The organism is Ekhidna sp. (assembly GCF_039940915.1).
Lineage (GTDB): Bacteria > Bacteroidota > Bacteroidia > Cytophagales > Cyclobacteriaceae > Ekhidna.
Genome location: NZ_JBDVFO010000002.1, coordinates 1,523,171 through 1,541,290, shown reverse-complemented (window position 1 = coordinate 1,541,290; position 18,120 = coordinate 1,523,171). Strand labels below are relative to the sequence as shown.

General features: G+C 40.3%; 18 protein-coding genes. 15 read left to right on the top strand and 3 right to left on the bottom strand.

From position 1 onward, the window contains the following. The first annotated feature begins 29 nt into the window (after positions 1-29). Genes ABJF57_RS11910 through ABJF57_RS11900 form a run of 3 tightly spaced genes read left to right on the top strand, consistent with a single transcriptional unit; the run spans position 30 to position 5,585 of the window. Positions 30-368 carry a PadR family transcriptional regulator gene (locus ABJF57_RS11910; RefSeq protein WP_462229304.1) on the top strand — a complete coding sequence of 113 codons (339 nt, stop codon included), beginning with the start codon at positions 30-32 and terminating at the stop codon, positions 366-368. Then, positions 365-2,989 (top strand): FtsX-like permease family protein, encoded by a 2,625-nt coding sequence (locus ABJF57_RS11905; RefSeq protein WP_462229302.1) that lies wholly within the window; start codon positions 365-367, stop codon positions 2,987-2,989. Before ABJF57_RS11910 ends, ABJF57_RS11905 begins: the two co-directional genes overlap by 4 nt. Further along, positions 2,982-5,585 carry an ABC transporter permease gene (locus ABJF57_RS11900; protein ID WP_462229300.1) on the top strand — a complete coding sequence of 868 codons (2,604 nt, stop codon included), beginning with the start codon at positions 2,982-2,984 and terminating at the stop codon, positions 5,583-5,585. The genes ABJF57_RS11905 and ABJF57_RS11900 overlap by 8 nt, the downstream gene beginning before the upstream one ends. A gap of 13 nt (positions 5,586-5,598) precedes the next feature. Here ABJF57_RS11900 and ABJF57_RS11895 read toward each other — a convergent pair whose 3' ends face one another. Continuing rightward, positions 5,599-6,699, bottom strand: coding sequence for a helix-turn-helix domain-containing protein (locus ABJF57_RS11895; protein ID WP_462229299.1), 1,101 nt, complete (start codon positions 6,697-6,699; stop codon positions 5,599-5,601). 113 nt (positions 6,700-6,812) lie between these two features. Between ABJF57_RS11895 and ABJF57_RS11890 the strand changes: the two genes are divergently transcribed. Further along, on the top strand, positions 6,813-7,169 hold the full coding sequence (locus ABJF57_RS11890; protein ID WP_462229297.1) for a DoxX family protein: 357 nt from the start codon (positions 6,813-6,815) through the stop codon (positions 7,167-7,169). Between the two features lie 72 nt (positions 7,170-7,241). On the opposite strand, the gene ABJF57_RS11885 is transcribed toward ABJF57_RS11890, so the two are convergent. Then, complete coding sequence (locus ABJF57_RS11885; protein ID WP_462229295.1) at positions 7,242-7,847, bottom strand: 4'-phosphopantetheinyl transferase family protein; 606 nt, start codon at positions 7,845-7,847, stop codon at positions 7,242-7,244. A 29-nt stretch (positions 7,848-7,876) separates the two neighbouring features. Here ABJF57_RS11885 and ABJF57_RS11880 point away from each other — a divergent pair, with 29 nt between their 5' ends. Genes ABJF57_RS11880 through folB form a run of 3 tightly spaced genes read left to right on the top strand, consistent with a single transcriptional unit; the run spans position 7,877 to position 10,117 of the window. Further along, positions 7,877-8,782 carry a WD40 repeat domain-containing protein gene (locus tag ABJF57_RS11880; RefSeq protein WP_462229293.1) on the top strand — a complete coding sequence of 302 codons (906 nt, stop codon included), beginning with the start codon at positions 7,877-7,879 and terminating at the stop codon, positions 8,780-8,782. Continuing rightward, the gene (locus ABJF57_RS11875) at positions 8,779-9,762 is read left to right on the top strand and encodes a DivIVA domain-containing protein (RefSeq protein ID WP_462229291.1); all 984 of its coding nucleotides are present in this window, start codon (positions 8,779-8,781) and stop codon (positions 9,760-9,762) included. Before ABJF57_RS11880 ends, ABJF57_RS11875 begins: the two co-directional genes overlap by 4 nt. Before the next feature lie 4 nt (positions 9,763-9,766). Further along, positions 9,767-10,117, top strand: a complete 351-nt coding sequence (gene folB / locus ABJF57_RS11870; RefSeq protein ID WP_462229289.1) for a dihydroneopterin aldolase — start codon at positions 9,767-9,769, stop codon at positions 10,115-10,117. Here the strand turns inward: folB and ABJF57_RS11865 are convergent. Further along, entirely contained in the window at positions 10,114-10,413 is a 300-nt protein-coding gene (locus ABJF57_RS11865) for a HesB/IscA family protein (protein WP_462229287.1), read from the bottom strand. The two genes, folB and ABJF57_RS11865, sit on opposite strands and share 4 nt — an antisense overlap. 233 nt (positions 10,414-10,646) lie before the next feature. Here ABJF57_RS11865 and ABJF57_RS11860 point away from each other — a divergent pair, with 233 nt between their 5' ends. The 8 genes from ABJF57_RS11860 to ABJF57_RS11825 all read left to right on the top strand — a co-directional run bounded on the left by ABJF57_RS11860 (position 10,647) and on the right by ABJF57_RS11825 (position 18,005). Next, positions 10,647-11,168: a DUF7935 family protein gene (locus ABJF57_RS11860; RefSeq protein WP_462229285.1), complete on the top strand. Its 522-nt coding sequence runs from the start codon at positions 10,647-10,649 to the stop codon at positions 11,166-11,168. 3 nt (positions 11,169-11,171) lie between these two features. Beyond that, entirely contained in the window at positions 11,172-11,567 is a 396-nt protein-coding gene (locus ABJF57_RS11855) for a YkvA family protein (protein WP_462229283.1), read from the top strand. A 21-nt stretch (positions 11,568-11,588) separates the two neighbouring features. Next, entirely contained in the window at positions 11,589-12,263 is a 675-nt protein-coding gene (locus ABJF57_RS11850) for an NAD(P)H-binding protein (RefSeq protein ID WP_462229281.1), read from the top strand. Beyond that, positions 12,260-12,712, top strand: a complete 453-nt coding sequence (gene dtd, locus ABJF57_RS11845) for a D-aminoacyl-tRNA deacylase (protein ID WP_462229279.1) — start codon at positions 12,260-12,262, stop codon at positions 12,710-12,712. The genes ABJF57_RS11850 and dtd overlap by 4 nt, the downstream gene beginning before the upstream one ends. Before the next feature lie 119 nt (positions 12,713-12,831). Then, a complete protein-coding gene (gene lepA / locus ABJF57_RS11840; RefSeq protein WP_462229277.1) occupies positions 12,832-14,619 on the top strand; it encodes a translation elongation factor 4 in 1,788 nt (595 codons plus the stop codon). Positions 14,620-14,630: 11 nt separating this feature from the next. After that, entirely contained in the window at positions 14,631-15,500 is an 870-nt protein-coding gene (locus tag ABJF57_RS11835; RefSeq protein WP_462229275.1) for a bifunctional 5,10-methylenetetrahydrofolate dehydrogenase/5,10-methenyltetrahydrofolate cyclohydrolase, read from the top strand. Continuing rightward, complete coding sequence (locus ABJF57_RS11830; RefSeq protein ID WP_462229273.1) at positions 15,484-16,101, top strand: 7-carboxy-7-deazaguanine synthase QueE; 618 nt, start codon at positions 15,484-15,486, stop codon at positions 16,099-16,101. Before ABJF57_RS11835 ends, ABJF57_RS11830 begins: the two co-directional genes overlap by 17 nt. Further along, positions 16,056-18,005 (top strand): OmpA family protein, encoded by a 1,950-nt coding sequence (locus ABJF57_RS11825; protein ID WP_462229271.1) that lies wholly within the window; start codon positions 16,056-16,058, stop codon positions 18,003-18,005. The genes ABJF57_RS11830 and ABJF57_RS11825 overlap by 46 nt, the downstream gene beginning before the upstream one ends. The last annotated feature ends 115 nt before the right edge of the window (positions 18,006-18,120 follow it).

Genomic DNA, 18,120 nt, shown 5'->3' with positions numbered 1-18,120 from the left:
GCTACTTTTAGGATTTAAATATATAATCAATGAATAAGTATTCGATAGGGGAATTTGAAGAAGTGGTGATGTTAACGGTTGCTGTTTTGTTTGAAAATGCTTACGGGATATCAATCAAAGAAGAAATAGAGAGCCGGCTGGCTCGCAAAGTAAGCGTGGGCGCTATGCGTACTGCTTTAAATCGACTGGAAAAAAAAGGCTACCTCGACTCTGAGTTTGGCGAAGCTACTGCCGTACGAGGAGGGAAAAGGAAGAGATATTTCAAAGTAACTCCTTTAGGTAAAAAAGTACTGGAGCAAGTGATGGAGACTCGAAAGCAGCTGTGGGATTCCATTCCTTCAGTAGCATTTGATTTCAAATTTGGATGAAGAATGACCTCCACATATCGCCACCTCGGCTGCCTGCTCGATTTTTAAAATGGTTTTGCCACCCAATGCTATTTGAAGATGTGGAGGGTGACTTGTCAGAGCTCTTTGCAGAGCGTGCGAGCAAAAGTCAACTTAAGGCTAAGGTCAATTACATACTTGATGTTCTCCTACTCTTTCGGCCGGGCATCATCAAAAACTTCGAAATAAAAAACGGACTAATCAATACATCTATGCTAAAAAATTATCTAAAATCTGCCATTAGAAACCTCTTAAAATACAAGAGTTTCTCCTCCATCAATATTTTCAGCCTTTCCATAGGGATGGCTGCTTGCATGGTGATTTTCCTCTTCATAAAGGACGAAAAAGCGTTTGATGCTTTCAATAAGCAGAACATTTACCGGCTTTGTGAAGTCCAAAGTTTTCCAGGAACAAATACGCAGAAAGTTGCACTCAGCATGCCAGGTATGGGGCCAACAATGACAGATCAATTTCCTGAAATCGAAAGCTACACACGATACAGAAGATTTGGAAGTCAGCTTGTAGAGTTGGAGGATAAGAATGTGATGGTAGAAAAAGTTGTCGGCGTAGATAGCAATTTCTTTGAAATGTTTGATTACGAGTTTCTTTATGGAGATCGATCCAAAGCAATAGATGGACCATTGGATGCAGTAATTACCAGAGATGTGGCTATGAGGTTGTATGGAGAGATAGATGCTGTTGGCAAGACATTCGTGATGGGAGGAGATCAAGTAGCAGTTAGAGGTGTGATTGAAAATGTTACTGAAAACTCGCACCTTCAGTTTGAAATCGTACTCTCCATGTTTGCTTCAGGTGAGAATGAAGAGGAGTTTAATAGCACCTTTGGAGGTAATTTTCTTAACACGTATTTCGTCCTGAACAGAGAGGCAGATATTGAAGCCCTTACGACTAAGTTTCCTGATTATCTGGTACGAGTAATGGATAACCCGGACATCAATGATGTTTATAAACTCTTTCTACAGCCACTACCAGATGTTCACCTGTCGTCGACAGATATTGAACATGACTATGCCAATTACCGCAAATTCAATGGACAATACCTCGATGTATTCATCTTGGTTGGTATTTTCATCATGATCATTGCTTCCGTAAACTTTACAAATCTGACCACAGCGAGAGCGAGCTACAGAAGTAAAGAAGTGGGTGTAAGGAAGACCATCGGTGCATTACGTAAGCAACTCTTCGATCAGTTTATTTTCGAGTCTGTCATGCTCTCTTTAATCGCCTTAGTTTTCGCTGTTGTTTTGGTGATTGTATCGCTACCTTTTCTAAACAACCTGATAGATAGGGAACTGTCGATCTTCCCATTCCTCTTAAACTTGGAATTCATTCCTATTGCCATCGGAATCACATTATTTTTAGGACTTGTGGCAGGTCTTTATCCTTCTCTTTATCTGTCTTCATTTAGGCCAATTGTTGTTTTAAAAGGCCTTAAAAATCAGGAAAAGAAATCCATTTTTAGGAGTTCATTGATTGTACTTCAATTTAGTCTCGCGTTGGGAATGATCGTTTGCACATTTATAGTAGTGGAGCAACTCTTTTTTATTAAGAACAAAGACATTGGTTTTAACAAAGATCACATGGTCCTGATAGAAATGAATGGAGATATGCAGGAGAACTTTTCTCAGATGAAGGAAGAACTCTTAAATCAGTCCAATATCCTTGGGGTGACAGCTTCAGGTCAGCGACTGGGAAATAATTTTCATCAATGGGGATTCAAAGTTCGCCAAGATACCGGTATGCTGAATTTGGCACCATCCAACGTACATGTAGACTATGACTACCTGGATGTTTATGGAATAGAACTTAAAGATGGGAGATCCTTTTCTAAGGAGTTTGCCACAGACGATGGACTAGCTTTTATCATCAATGAATCCTTTGCAAAGGAGCTGGGCTTTGAAAACGCGGTTGGTCAAAAAGCCGGCCATAGCTGGTATCCCAATGATTCTTTAGGAACAATCATTGGAGTTACGGAGGATTTCAATTTCAACTCACTACACTACAAAGTAAACACGCTATCGATGGTGGTGCACACCGAGTGGGGTTTCAGTGAAATGTCCGTGAAGATCAACGGTCAGAATGTTGAAGCAGCTCTTGATGAAATTGAAAACGTGTATGGGCAATTTGTAACTGATTTCCCCTTGCAATATGAATTTCTTGACGATCACTTTGAGGAAATGTATCAATCGGATCAGCAGATGGGATCCGTGATAACCATCATCGCAGTACTGTCTATTTTCATTGGTTGTATGGGGCTATTTGGGCTTGCATCTATTTCCATTCAAAGAAGAATAAAAGAAATTGGAATTAGGAAGGTAATGGGGGCGTCAGCTAAGGAGCTCATGATTCTACTATCAAAAGGATTTGTCACAATGATTTTGATATCCTTCATCCTAGCCACACCGATTACATATGTATTTATGTCTGGTTGGCTTGAAAACTTTGCTTACAGAATTGATATTAATCCTTTCCTATTTGTGATAGGAGGAGCTGTTGCCCTGTTGATAGCCTTAGCCACAGTTAGTTTTCATGTCATCAAAGCTGTGAGGGCAAATCCTGTGAGCTCACTGAGGTATGAGTAAAGAGCACAACATAGTGCCCCCAAAGTTAGCTACACGTTTCTTGAAATGGTTTTGTGACCCCATGTTAGTTGAGGATGTGGAAGGGGACTTGTCTGAACTCTATGAAGAAAGGGCAGTCTCCAATCATTTCAAAGCCAAAATCAAATATGGGCTGGACGTACTATTGCTATTTCGCCCGGGGATCATTCGAAATCTTGAATTTAAAAATGGACTAATTAACACTGCTATGATCAAAAATTATCTAAAAATCGCACTCAGAAATGCTTTAAGATATAAAGGATTTACTGCATTAAACTTACTTGGACTCATTGTTGGATTAGTTTCCAGCATGCTCATACTCATGTGGGTGAACGATGAAGTTGGAGTGGATAAATTCCATGCGAATGGAGATAAAATCTACCAAATGTTCAGGAATATGAAACAGTCAGGAGGGATGATAAGAACTACTTCATCCATACCCAAACCTGCTGCTGATCTTTTAAGAGATGAATACTCTGAAGTAGATGAAGTAGCTCAGCTCAGCTGGCCTATGGGTATGGCCTTTGAAAAGGATGAAAACAAGTCTGAGGAAGCTGGATACTTTGCAACATCCAATTTTCTTACACTATTTTCTTATGAGTTGCTCGAAGGTGATCCGAAGACGGCTCTTGAAGATCTTGGATCTATTGTTATCTCTCGGACTGTAGCAGAAAAATACTTCGGCTCATTGTGGCAAGAGAAAGCGGTCGGTTCCCCGCTTTTCATTGATGACGAAAGAGAAGCAATCGTAAGTGGAGTATTTGAAAATGTGGGAACCAACTCTAGCCTCCAGTTCGACTGGCTCCTGCCGGCCCAATATTTCTTCAATCGAAATGACTGGATAGATGACTGGGGGAATGGAAGTTTTAACATCTACTTTACTCTCAGGCAAGAACAAGATTTGCCAGCAGTAAAACAGCGGATGCATGATGAAATAATTACCCATGCGGCAGGTCAAAGCAATTCGGGAGAGGAATACCTAATCGCACAAAAGTTTCAAGATCACTACCTCTACTCAAATTTCGAAAATGGAGAAGTGGCTGGCGGCCGGATCGGATATGTTAAAATTATGACTGTGGTGGCAATATTCATCCTCATCATCGCTTGTATCAACTTCATGAATTTAGCCACAGCTAGGTCTGGAAGAAGATCCAAAGAAATTGGGTTGAGAAAAGTAATGGGAGCACACAAAGCCTCCGTTAGTATTCAGTTTTTTCTTGAATCAATTTTACTATCGTTCATTGCGGTCGTTGTGTCGGTTTTTGTAGTTTGGCTACTTCTGCCATTTTTTAATCAGCTGGTAGATAGACAGCTGACAATGGATTTGAGTCAGCCCGTAAGCTGGTATTTTTTAGCTGGCATTACGTTTGGTGTTGGCTTTTTGTCTGGTGCGTATCCCGCGATTTTGCTTCCTACATTCAATATCATACAATCGTTGAAGGGTTCTGTTCGGCAATCCTCCGGGGCAGCTTATTTCAGAAAAGGACTCGTTGTTTTTCAGTTCTCAATTTCTACACTTCTAATAGTCGGTACAGCCATTATTTATACCCAGCTCGATTACGTGCTCAATAAAAATCTAGGATTGGATAAGGAAAATCTAGTGGCTATTCAAATGGGAGCGGACTTTGGGGAACGACTCAGTACGTATCAAACCGAAATTGGTAAAATCCCGGAAGTAAAGGCCGTAACAGCCGCATCCGGGAATCCGATCTCATACGGACGATCTACTAGCTCTGCCAGATGGGAGGGAATGAGTGAAGAAGGATATGAAATAAATGTACTTCTCACTGATGAGCGATTTATTGAAACCATGGGAATGGAAATCGATGCAGGAAGAAGCTTTGATGAACAACTCACGGATTCAACCAACTTCATCATCAATGAAGTGATGGCTGAACTTATGGGGTTTGATGATCCAATCAACAAGAGTTTATCCTTTTGGGGTATCAATGGGAAAGTAGTTGGAGTTGTGAAAAACTTTCACATGAGAAATCTCCATGAACCAATTGCGCCGCTCATCATCACATGTATTGCACCATCGAGTACAAGTCTTGCACTTGTGAGAATTCAAGGGGATCCTAACAAAGCGTTGAAGTCCATCGAAAGGGTAGGTCAAAATTTAGATCCTGAGCAAAATTTCAACTACGAATTTATAGACCAAACCTATGCAGAAAGCTATGAGAGTGAAATGACAGTTAGTGCGTTGGTAAAGATTTTTGCAGGCATTTCTATATTTATATCATGCTTAGGACTGTTTGGTTTGTCGGCCTTTTCAGCGGAGCAGCGGTCTAAAGAAATTGGTGTAAGAAAGGTACATGGAGCAAGCGTAAAGCAGTTGGTTTTATTGTTATCAAGGGATTATTCGATGCTCATGATCTTCGCCTTTCTTGTAGCAACACCCTTTGGCTATTACTTTGGCAATGCATGGCTCGAAGGATTTGAGTATAGAACATCCTTGAATCCGATCCTTTTTATCATAGCAGGTATCAGCACCTTTTTGATCGGGGCAGTTACTGTGGGGATCAAATCACTTCAGGCGGCGAAAGTAAACCCTGTGAATATTTTAAAAGACGAATGAGAAATTGAAGGGCTCATGCTTGCATGGGCCTTTTTGTTTTACCGAACTCTTTGGGAGTGCATCCCATTTTTCTCTTGAAAGCTCTATTAAAGGTGCTCTTGCTGTTGAAGCCTGATTCATAGGCAATGCCAGCAAGGGTAAGAGAAGCTAGCTTACCCTCCATGATTTTCCTGGAAGCAAAATCAATCCTAAAATCATTAATGAAATTGAAAAAATTTTGATTGTATTCCTGATTTATGAGCTGAGAAAGGATATATGCTGGTACTTCAAGTTCTTTTGCAAGCTGATTAAGGTTCAGTTCAGGAGTTTTGAAAACTTGCTCCTCTTTGACCAACCTGTCAAGCTTCTCCTTCAAGGCCATCGATTCCGAAGGTGAGAGAGGTGAATTTTTGTATTTACTCTCGTCTTGATAAATACCTGATGCGACTTCAGGCTGTCGCCAGGAAGTAACAACGATGCGTACGATGATTAATCCCACACCCAGAAGAAAAAGCAAATCTGCGTTGTTATTCATGGAATAATACCCACCTGAAAGAATCAGGAAATACATTGTTAAAATTAGAAGCGAGAACAAAGAAATGATTCGAATCAAGCCTTTCATCCATCGCAGGTTTATCCCAGAAGTGGCTGTGTGATATTGACCATACTTAGTTTCATAGCTTATAATCTCCTTTCTGGAAATGAATAGGTAGTAGATCAAATGCACAATCTGAAATGAGATAAAACTAAAAAGGATGATTTTCATTACAGCCGTATTATTCACATTCCGAAGCTCATCTCGAAAGTTGAAAAGTATTACTAATACAATTGTCACAGTTATTGACAAACTATAATGCTTGACTATCGTCCAGATTGGAATTTGCTTATTGGCCAGACTTTGGAAATGAAATAGGATTGACGGCCCTATCAAAAACAGAACACCCTGAGATAAGAAGTAAAAAAAACTCGCGACTGTGTCATCAATTCCAATATTTGCAGATTGCCGAATAATTAAGATAGCAAGAGCAAATAAAAGCATTGCTACATAGCGATTAGCTACAACATTGCCTCTTTTATTGGTCGCCAGGAAGTAGGCCCAAAATAAACCCAATAAGGCGCAGAAAATTAAAATCATCCACCAGTTTAAAAGAACGGCTGTAAAATTCAATAGCATTTATGTGTCATTCTATAAAGTGATTCAAAAGTGAATGCGTCGTAACCTAGTTTGAAGATTAAAACACTCAAATCATGAATATTAAATTTAAACGAATTGTCACATGGATACTGCAAGTTCTCATGGGACTTGAATTTCTAATAGCTGGACAAGCAAAATTTACTGCTACTGAAGTTTGGGCCAAGCAGTTCAGTAACTGGGGATTTCCAGATCATTTTTATTTACTGATAGGCGCTCTCGAAGTTGTAGGCGGCATCCTGATTTTCATTCCAAAATTTGCTGCAAAAGCAGCGCTGGGATTAGGAGCAATTATGTTGGGAGCTACCATAACGCATGCCGTTCATGGAGAATGGGACAGGATCATATTCACATTGATTATTGCTGGCATTTTAGGTGGAGTATATATGCTTCGCAAGGAAGATAAACCTTGATAACAGAAGCCCGCAATATCTAAACTTTGGTAAACCCCTGAACTTGCTCAGGGTTTATCTATCGTATTGCCATTAAGTCCCAAAAGCTAGCAAATACTCTTTCACCCATTCGTAGTGGATAGTGTGCGTACTTGCATGTTCGGGCTTCAGTATTTCACCTTTGATCACTGTATCAGACTCAAAGGAAACCTTGATCTCATCTTTCAGACTCAGAAACTTCCGTCCAAATATTTTATAAATCACCTCCTTGGCGCACCAGATGGTGCATAGTTTCTGAAGGTCTTCTTTGTATTCCATCTCCGAAGCATGTAAGTACTTCATTTTCACATAGTCATGTTTTTTGCGTGGACGCTCCATGTCTATGCCACAAGGTTTTTCAAGGTGGATCATTGCGGCTGCAATGGGAAAGGAATGCGAGATGGAAATATGTACGCCCTTACCATCCAAATAAGGTTTTCCGTTTGCTTCCTTGCTTATGCCATCAAATTCAATATCAAATTTTTCGCATAGCGATTTCACTAAAATTCTCCCAACAATCCACTCTGCTTGTCTTACTGGATTTAAATCAGCTGGAAACGGTTCAGGTGATAAATAGGGCAACGCTAAAAAGGTCTCCTGAATGTTCCAAACGGCATATGCAGACTGTTTATCAATCTGCTTGTTTAATAGCAGCGGCATAAAGCAATTGTAATACTTTTGCATACCAAATGAGCAAGATCAACGTAAAAAAACTGCATACTTTTCTAGGTCACAACGATAGCATTTACACATTGCAAAGTCTCGATGATCACAGGTTCATTTCTGCAGGTGGAGACGGCATGGTCGTACTCTGGGATTTAAAATCTCCTGATGAGGGCGAAGTTATTGTAAGGATAGAAGGATCGGTTTATGCACTCACTTACGATGAAAAAGAAGGATTCCTTTATGTGGGTGAAAACAATGAGGGGATTCATAAAATTGATCTGAATGCGAAGAACGAGGTAGGGTCAATTCAATTGGGAGATTTTCAGCTATTTGATTTGAAACTAATCAACGATCAGCTTTGGGTCGGACTTTCCAATGGGGAAGTTGTCGTGTTATCAAAAGATATGGTAGAAGAAGACCGAATCAAATATGCGAATGATCGTGTAAGAAATTTTGATACGAGTGAAAATCGAGTGGCTATAGCATGCAGTGATAATGTCACGCGGATTGTAGATGACCAGACCAAAGAAGTGCAACATGAGCTAATAGGACATAAGAATTCTGTTTTCGCGGCTAAGTACCACCCATCAGGTAAATATGTGATCTCTGGAGGTCGAGATGCTCAACTAAAAGTGTGGGACAGTCAGGCTGATTATTTAATGAGAGAATCTATCGCAGCTCACCTATATACCATCAATGACTTGACCTTTCGGGCAGATGGACGATACTTTGTGACGGCAAGTATGGATAAAGCAATTAAACTGTGGGATGCACACAATTTCCAATTGCTAAAAGTACTTGACAAACATAGACACGCTGGGCACGGAAATAGCGTTAATAAGCTGCTTTGGATGAATTATCGTGACTTGTTAGTAACTTGTAGCGATGATCGTTCGATCTCTGTTTGGGAAATAAAATTTGAAGAATGAAGATAACACCGCTGGAAATTCGTCAAAAAGAGTTTGAGAAGAAACTTAGAGGGTACGATAAAGATGAAGTGAATGCTTTTTTGCAGTCATTATCCAATGAGTGGGAACGAATGCTTGAGGAGAATAAAGAGTTAAACCTGAAGCTCAACCAAGCAGAGAAAGAGGTCTCAAAGCTCCGAGAAGTAGAATCTTCGCTATACAAGACCCTTAAAACCGCAGAAGATACAGGCGCTAATGTGATAGATCAGGCAAACAAAGCTGCTGAGCTTCACATGAAAGAAACCAAGATGAACGCAGAGGGTTTGCTCAGTGAGTCTAAAAATAAAGCACGTGCGATGATAGAGCAGGCTGAAATGGAAGCACGCCAAATCATTGAGGAATTACAAGATGCGGTAAAAGGCATAGAGCAGAACCACCGAGATATTGAAAACCATCGCCAAAATGCACTGCAAGAGTTAAAGAACCTTTCGGTAACGCTTATTGAGAAAGTGGAACGAAATACTGGCGAAAGCAAAGAGTTTAAATTCGACGACTATGTGAAGCGAGTAAAGAAGTTGGCTCGGGAAAGTGAGGAGCGGATCAAATCGGAAAAGACGGAAGTGCAGATAGAAACGAAGCACATTGAGCCTATTCAAAAAGAAACTTCAGAGATAAACACAGAAGCAGCTTATGAGCCTCCAAAAACAGAAGAGATACGTGAAAGAATCGTACAAAAGCAACCGATAGAAAACGAAAAGGCTGAAATTAAACCTGTGGAGGTTTCGAAAGAAGAGGAACCGAAGAATGTGAAGCCCGAGCAGGAAGAATTAACCATAAAAGAACCCGCAGAGCCAGTAGAAATAAAAACAGAGCCAAAGAAAGAGGAAGTAGTGGCCGTTGAGCAACAGGAAGAGGGGAACACTGAAAAACAACCGGAGGAAAAAAAGGGGCCACGTATATCCAAGACAGTTTCGTTTTTTGACGAATTAGATACAGACTAAAATCATGGGGAAGGTCTCTTTGGAGGGAATGGAATTTTATGCCCGTCACGGTTACTATGAGGAGGAACGTGTGATTGGAAATAAATACAGCGTTGATGTTACACTTGAGTTAGACTTTGCTGAAGCTGCATCTGATGATAAGCTTGAAGGTACGGTCAACTATGAAAAAGTCTATGAGATTGTGCAAAATGTGATGAGTATTGATGCCAATCTCTTAGAGCACCTTGCTGGAAAGATGATTAAAGCGCTAAGAGACAATTTCTCAGAAATCAGTCACGTCCAGGTTCGAGTGAGCAAATACAACCCGCCGATCAAGGGATTGTGTCGGAAGGCCACAGTTGAGTTAGAGGGTTAGATAAACACAAATCCCCTCGCGTCAGCTTCATCGTAGAACTCGATCTTTTTTCCCACCAAAAACATCATCTCTCTTTTTTGAACCAATATCTGTACATCATCGATGAAGTATTCATCATCTGTTTCTTTCTTCTTGTCAAAACCAAGTTTAAAGCCAACGCCACATCCCATTCCTTTTGTAGCTATGCGTAGGCCATAGCCCTCCGGTATACCCTTGTTTTTTAAGATATTTTTCACCTCTTCCAGTGCTCTTTCCGTTATTTCTACAGGTATTTGTTTGTCTTGCGCGTCTGTCACGTTCTAAACTTACTTTTAGTCCTAAGTCAACATGGTTCTTTAGTCAATGAGTAAAATCAAGTTGATAGTGAAAATATAAAAAGAAGAATTGTCTTGATTTATGATTCCACAAATTGAAACAATAACTTTTAATTTTTCGAATAAAGTGTTTTAAGTAATACCAATTGACAATGAATAAATCTCGAATTTTTCGAGTTACTTTTGACGATTATCAACACTAAACAATCCAATACATGGAAATGGTTTACGACCTACTAAAAATTACAATTCCTGCCGCTCTGATGCTTTATCTCGCTTACCTATTGGTACGCTCTTTTTTGCAAAAGCAACTAGATGAAATCGCTTTTAGTGTGCGTCAGAAAAATCAGGAAATAGTCGTGCCTATTCGACTGCAAGCCTATGAACGTATTGTTTTGCTTTTAGAACGAATTACACCATCCAATCTCATATCCAGGCTCAGCAGTTCTGATTACACAGCTGAAGAATTTCAACAAATCTTAATTCATGAGATTAGAAACGAGTTCAATCACAACCTTTCACAGCAAGTATACATGTCAGATAGCGCCTGGACGTACGTTACCACCGCTGTAGAGCAAACCATCTCCATCGTGAATTCTTCAACCAATTCACTAGATGAAAAGGCCAAGGGATTTGACCTTGCCCGCGCGATTCTGGAAAATACAGCAGGAGAAGAAATGGATACCCCAAAACAAGCCATCAAATACATCAAAGAAGAAATTCAGGACGTTTTTTAAAAGATGGATAAGACTAAGAAGATATGGGAAAAGGCAAAAAAAACTGCATCTGACAAAGGCCAAATAAAAACTACGCTTTCATCTGCAGGTAAGAAGTTGAAGAATTTGGCGGAAAACTCAAATGAGTTGAGGGAATTAAAAAGCAAACTTGAGATTCTCATCCGGATGACTCAATCACACTTATCAGGAGCGTATCGCTCATTCTCCGTTTCTAGCATAATACTGATTGTCTTCGCTCTTCTATACTTCATCACACCAATAGATTTAATTCCTGATTTCATTCCTGCTTTGGGCTTTACAGATGATGCCTCGGTGATTTTTCTCATTGCGAAAAAACTGAATCGAGACATCACTAAATTTCTCCAATGGGAAGAAAAAAAATTGGGACAAACAGATTGACGATGCTTAGATTAATTATCCATGGCATCTAAAAAAGCAGTAGTCATTGGAGCTACAGGGTTGGTTGGAAAGCAATTAGTTAGGCTAATGGTGAAAGACAATAGATATGATTCTGTTCTCTTGATTTTACGAAAACCACATGAAATCAAAGACCCAAAGCTGATAGAACTAATCATCGAAGATTTTGAAGATTTAAGTAAAAAAGCATCACGATTGAACGGGCATGACTTTTACTGTGCCTTGGGAACCACTCGAAAGAAGGCAGGTTCTAAGGAAGCATTTTTAAAAGTAGATGTAGAATATCCGATATCATTTGCCCGATTGGCTCAATTACAACCAGATTTTCAACAACTGCTGGTAGTTACTGCTGTGGGAGCCAATAGCTCTTCACCATTGTTTTATAATAAGGCAAAAGGCGAGCTTGAAGATCGATTGCAAGAACTAAAACTTAAAAGACTTAAGATATTTCAGCCCTCACTGCTGCTTGGAAATAGAAAGGAATATCGATTCATGGAAGAAGTAGCTAAAGTGTTGAGTGCTATCGCTTCTTTTTTCACCATTGGATCCAAGAAAAAGGTAGGAGCCATACATGACGTAGAGGTAGCAAAAGCGATGATTGAGGTAGCACACAAAAAAGAAGACGGGTTTGGTAGATACAGGCCTGGCCAAATGATAGATATTGCATATTCAGAATGAGAGTAGTCATCCAGCGTGTATCAGCTGCATCCGTCACCATTGAGCAGCAGGTTAAATCAGAGATTTCCAATGGTCTTCTTATTTTTTTAGGAATTGAGGAGGCTGACAGTCAAGATGACGTAGAATGGCTCTGCCGTAAAATTGCCAACATGCGTGTTTTTCCTGATGAGGAAGGCGTAATGAATAAAAGTTTGCTAGAAGTGGATGGAGAAGCTTTGGTAGTAAGTCAATTCACTCTTCATGCCAGCACGAAGAAAGGCAATCGCCCTTCATACATTCAGGCCGCAAGGCCAGATACTGCCATTCCACTATATGAACTATTTGTATTCAAGCTTCAGGAGCAGATAGAAAAGGAAGTACAGACAGGAGAATTTGGGGCAGATATGAAAGTTTCATTGGTAAACGATGGTCCAGTTACCATTTTAATGGACACCAAAAACAAACATTAGTTCTTTTTTGATCGAATTATATATTCACCCTTTGAATGGGCTTGAGGTCATGTTACCTTTGCGCCTAATTTTCAAAGGATTAGGAGAGTGAAGTCACAATCCGCTGACTTATTTATTTAATGGAGAACATTCGAAATTTCTGCATAATTGCCCACATCGATCATGGTAAAAGCACCCTGGCTGATAGACTATTGGAGTTTACTCAAACAGTTGCTAAACGTGACATGCAGGCGCAGTTGCTAGATAATATGGATCTGGAACGTGAACGTGGGATTACCATAAAAAGCCATGCCATTCAGATGGACTATGAGCTAAATGGGGAGAAGTATACGCTCAATCTGATCGATACTCCTGGACACGTGGACTTTTCATATGAAGTGTCGCGATCCATAGCTGCTTGCGAAGGAGCCTTATTGGTTGTGGATGCTGCTCAGGGCATTGAAGCACAGACGATCTCAAATCTATATTTGGCACTTGAACACGACTTGGAAATTATACCAGTCTTAAATAAGATTGACCTTCCGGGAGCAATGCCAGAGGAGGTTTCCGACCAGATTATTGATTTAATTGGATGTGAAAAAGAATCCATAATCCATGCCAGCGCCAAAGAAGGCATAGGAATTACAGACATTCTTGAATCCATCGTCGATCGAATTCCTTCGCCCAAGGGAGATCCTGGAGAACCACTCCAGGCAATGATTTTTGATTCAGTATTCAACCCGTACAGGGGGATAGAAGTATACTTTAGAGTTTTTAATGGCTCATTCAATAAAGGAGATAAAGTCAAATTCGTCAATACAGGGAAAACGTATGAAGCGGACGAAATAGGAGTATTACGACTAGATCATGAGCCCAAGAAAACAATTTCGGCAGGCAACGTTGGATACCTGATATCAGGTATCAAAGTGGCGAAAGAGGTAAAAGTTGGAGATACTATTACGCATGTGGATAGACCTACCCAACTTCAGGTGAAAGGATTTGAAGACGTCAAGCCGATGGTTTTTGCTGGCATCTATCCAGTGGAAACGAGTGAGTTTGAAGAGCTTCGCGCTTCGATGGAAAAACTTCAGCTCAATGACGCATCATTGATTTGGGAGCCTGAAACATCAGCTGCTTTGGGTTTTGGATTTAGATGTGGTTTCCTAGGAATGCTGCATATGGAGATTGTGCAGGAAAGACTCGAAAGGGAATTTGATATGACAGTGATTACCACAGTCCCTTCTGTGCGATTTCATGCCATTGAAAATGATGGAAATATCCTCAAAGTTAGTGCACCATCAGAGCTACCTGAATCAAACGTAATTAGTCACATTGAAGAACCATTTATCCGTGCGCAGATTATTTCCAAATCAGAATTTATCGGGCCTATCATCGCACTCTGCATGGACAAAAGAGGGGAGATTAAGAACCAGGTGTACCTCACTTCAGATCGCGTAGAACTCACATTTGAAATACCTCTTGCCGAGATTGTATTTGATTTTTTCGATAAGTTAAAAACCATTTCAAGAGGGTACGCATCGCTTGATTATGAGCTGATTGGTTACCGAAGATCAGACATGGTAAAGCTCGACATTATGCTAAATGGTGATAAAGTCGATGCCCTCTCAGCGATAGTTCATCGAGACAAAGCTTACGAATGGGGAAAAAGACTTTGTGAAAAACTAAAAGAACTTATCCCAAGACAGATGTTTGAAATTGCTGTTCAAGCAGCAATTGGGACAAAGATCATTGCAAGAGAATCTGTGAAAGCAATGCGTAAAAATGTACTGGCAAAATGTTACGGAGGAGATATCTCTCGGAAGCGGAAGCTTTTAGAAAAGCAAAAGAAAGGAAAGAAACGAATGCGTCAAGTGGGGAATGTCGAAATTCCACAAGAAGCATTCATGGCCGTTCTCAAACTTGATTAAACTGATAAATTATGCCCACCATTATTGACGGACGAAAAGTTTCCAAGGACATAAAAAACGAAATAGCTGAAAAGGTCGAAGCTATCAAATCAGATGGCCATCGTGCTCCACACCTGGCGATCATTATCGTGGGTGATGATGGCGCAAGCCATAGCTACGTAAATGGAAAAATCAACGCTTGTAAAGCAGTTGGATTTGATTTTACACTGATGCATTTTGCAAGCACTATTTCAGAAGAAAAACTGATCAAGCACATTCAGCAACTCAATGAAGATGACGACATTGATGGATTTATTGTGCAAATCCCATTGCCTGATCACATTTCTGTGGAGCACATAACAGAGAAGATTGCCCCTCGTAAAGATGTAGACGGTTTTACCAATCAAAACTTTGGTAGTATCATGTCTCATCATCAACTCCTTTTGCCTGCTACCCCCTATGGTGTGATGGAGCTACTGAGTAGGTACGATATTCCAACGGAAGGGAAGCATTGCGTGATAGTTGGGGCTTCTCGAATCGCCGGGGCTCCACTGAGCTTAATGATGTTGCAGGATGGCGGTGCGACAGTTACCGTATGCCATAAATTGACAAAAGACCTTAAAAGCCATACGCAAGAAGCAGATATTCTCATCGTGGCAGTAGGTAAGCCAGGTTTAATTACAAAAGACATGGTGAAAGAAGGAGCTGTTGTAATAGACGTTGGGACCACCAGAGTTGAAGATGCTTCAAAGAAATCAGGATTTAGACTATCCGGAGATGTGGTTTATGATGAAGTAGCTCCAATGTCTAGCCATATTACCCCAGTCCCTGGTGGTGTAGGGCCAATGACAATAGCTTCATTGCTGTTGAATACCTTGAAAGCCTATGAGCTCAATCACTGATCCGGCCTTCTTGCCGGTGATGGAGTCATTCTATACCATTCAGGGTGAGGGCTTCTACTCCGGAACTCCAGCCTACTTTGTCAGGTTGGGAGGGTGTGATGTAGGATGTGTGTGGTGCGATGTGAAAGAATCATGGGACGCTTCGCAGTTTGATTGGTTTAGTGTAGAGGATATCACAAAAGAAGCACAAGCGTCAGGAGCTAATGTGGTTGTTGTTACTGGCGGTGAGCCATTGATGTATGATCTTTCGGAGCTCACGAAATCACTGAAGCAAGCCGGATTACAAACCAATATTGAGACTTCTGGAGCCTATTTACTTACTGGAGATTGGGATTGGATTTGCTTCTCGCCAAAAAAATTCAAAGCCCCACTTGATGAATTTTACACACTATCGCACGAACTAAAAGTAGTGGCCTTCAATAAGAGTGATTTCAGTTGGGCAGCTAGTCATGCCGAAAAAATGCACACAGAATCACAATTGTTTCTTCAACCCGAGTGGTCAAAAGAAAAAGAAATGACACCTTTGATCGTTGATTTTGTTAAGCAGAATCCAAGATGGAAGATATCATTACAGACCCACAAATACATGGACATCCCTTGAAGAAAGGAATTGTCTTTCTTTTTTTGTTAGTTATTTCCTTTTGTGTGTTTTCCCAAGGAGGCCTTTCTACTGATAGTAAGAAGGCAAGGAAACTATACGAAAAGGCAGATAAGAAATACAAAGAACGAGACTTTGAAGGAGCAATATCCTTTTTGGAAGAAGCAGCAAAAGAGGACCCAAACTTCTCCGAAGCATACATCCGAATGGGAAGCCTTTACAATGCCTTAGGTCAGGAAGATTCTGTTTACTCAAAGTTCAGCGTTTATGTGAGAGTAGCACCCAACCCAATTGCTTCTGTTTTAGAAAGACTTGCATTTATGGCCTTTGATAGAGGTCATTATTCAGTGTCAGAAAGTTTCTTGAATGATTTTTTGCTTAAGGTGCCAGAGAGAGGTGGGAGCCCAGAAATCATTTTGTTGAAAAAGAGTTTAGAATTCGCTGAAAAGCAGCTCGCACATTCTCCAGATAGCATTCGCATCCAAATACTTCCTCCTGAAATAAATCGATTCACCTTGCAGTATTTGCCTTCTATCACCATTGATAACGCAACAATGTTCTATACAAAAAGAGATTATTTGCAGGGAGATGAGGACATTGTAGTGAGTTACTATGAAAATAAGCAATGGACGCCTGCTCAATCAGTCTCCCCTCGGATTAATTCCCCTTTAAATGAAGGCGCATGCACGGTATCCGCAGATGGACGGACAATGATATTTACATCATGCGATGGTAGAAATTCTCTCGGAAGTTGTGACCTATATATTTCAAAAAAAACAGGAGACTCTTGGTCCAAGCCTAAGAATTTAGGTAAACCCATAAATTCTGTTTACTGGGAATCCCAGCCATCATTGTCATCGGATGGAAAGACCCTTTACTTCTCATCAAATAGAATTGGAGGACATGGAGGGAGAGATATATGGAGTTCAAAAAATATTGACGGGAAATGGACCAAGCCCCAAAACCTTGGAGATTCCATAAACACGAATCGGGACGAAACGACTCCTTTCATTCATCCAAACGGGGTCTCGCTTTACCTCTCTGCCAATGGGTATCCAGGAATGGGTGGGTATGATTTATACGTTGCATCAAAAAATGATTCAACTTGGAGCAAACCCCAAAACTTAGGCTACCCAATAAATACACATAAAGATGAAGTTGCGATTGTCATTGGAGCAGATGGTAAAACCGCCTATTTCGCAAAAGAAGAACAGAAGAATTTTGAGATTTTGGACAGTAAAATCGTACAAATAACCCTCCCGGATGATGTGCGATCCAAATCAGCATCTTATGTTATTGGAAGAGTATTCGATGCTCAAACAAGAAAACCTCTCAAGGCGGCGATAGAAGTGATTGATTTAGCTTCCAATGAAACTATCTACGATAATAAATCAGACTCAATCAGCGGAGAGTACTTCATGGTATTACCAGTAGGACTTGATTTAGCATCTTATGTAAAGAAAAAAGGGTATTTGTATAACGATTTCCATTTCCAAACCGCCCTTAATAATGCGTTCAAGCCAGATACAATCGATATCAATTTAGAGCCAATTTCAGCAGGTAGAACTTTAGTTTTGGAGAACATCTACTTCGAAATCGACTCTTATGTGATCAGTGAAAAATCTAAGTCAGAAATTGATAATGCATATCAATTATTAAATGAAAACCCTGAAATAGAAGTTGAAATCGCTGGTCATACAGACGATGCAGGAACACATGAATACAATCAACAGCTTTCAAGGCTAAGAGCCAAGGCCGTGTTTGATGAATTATTACGGAAAGGAATTGCGAAAGATAGAATAGTCTTTCAAGGTTATGCAGAGTCTCAGCCCCTAGTTCCTAACGATTCAGGCATTAATAGGCAATCCAATAGGAGAATAGAGTTCCGCATCCTGAAGTTTAAATAGTCTCCCTAACCGTCCTATTTGGACTAGAAATACAACTGAAAATGGCAATTCGGTGTCTACGAAATAGAGATCCGAAGGTTTAATTTTTTTTTACAGTTTTTAGCCGTTTTATGGC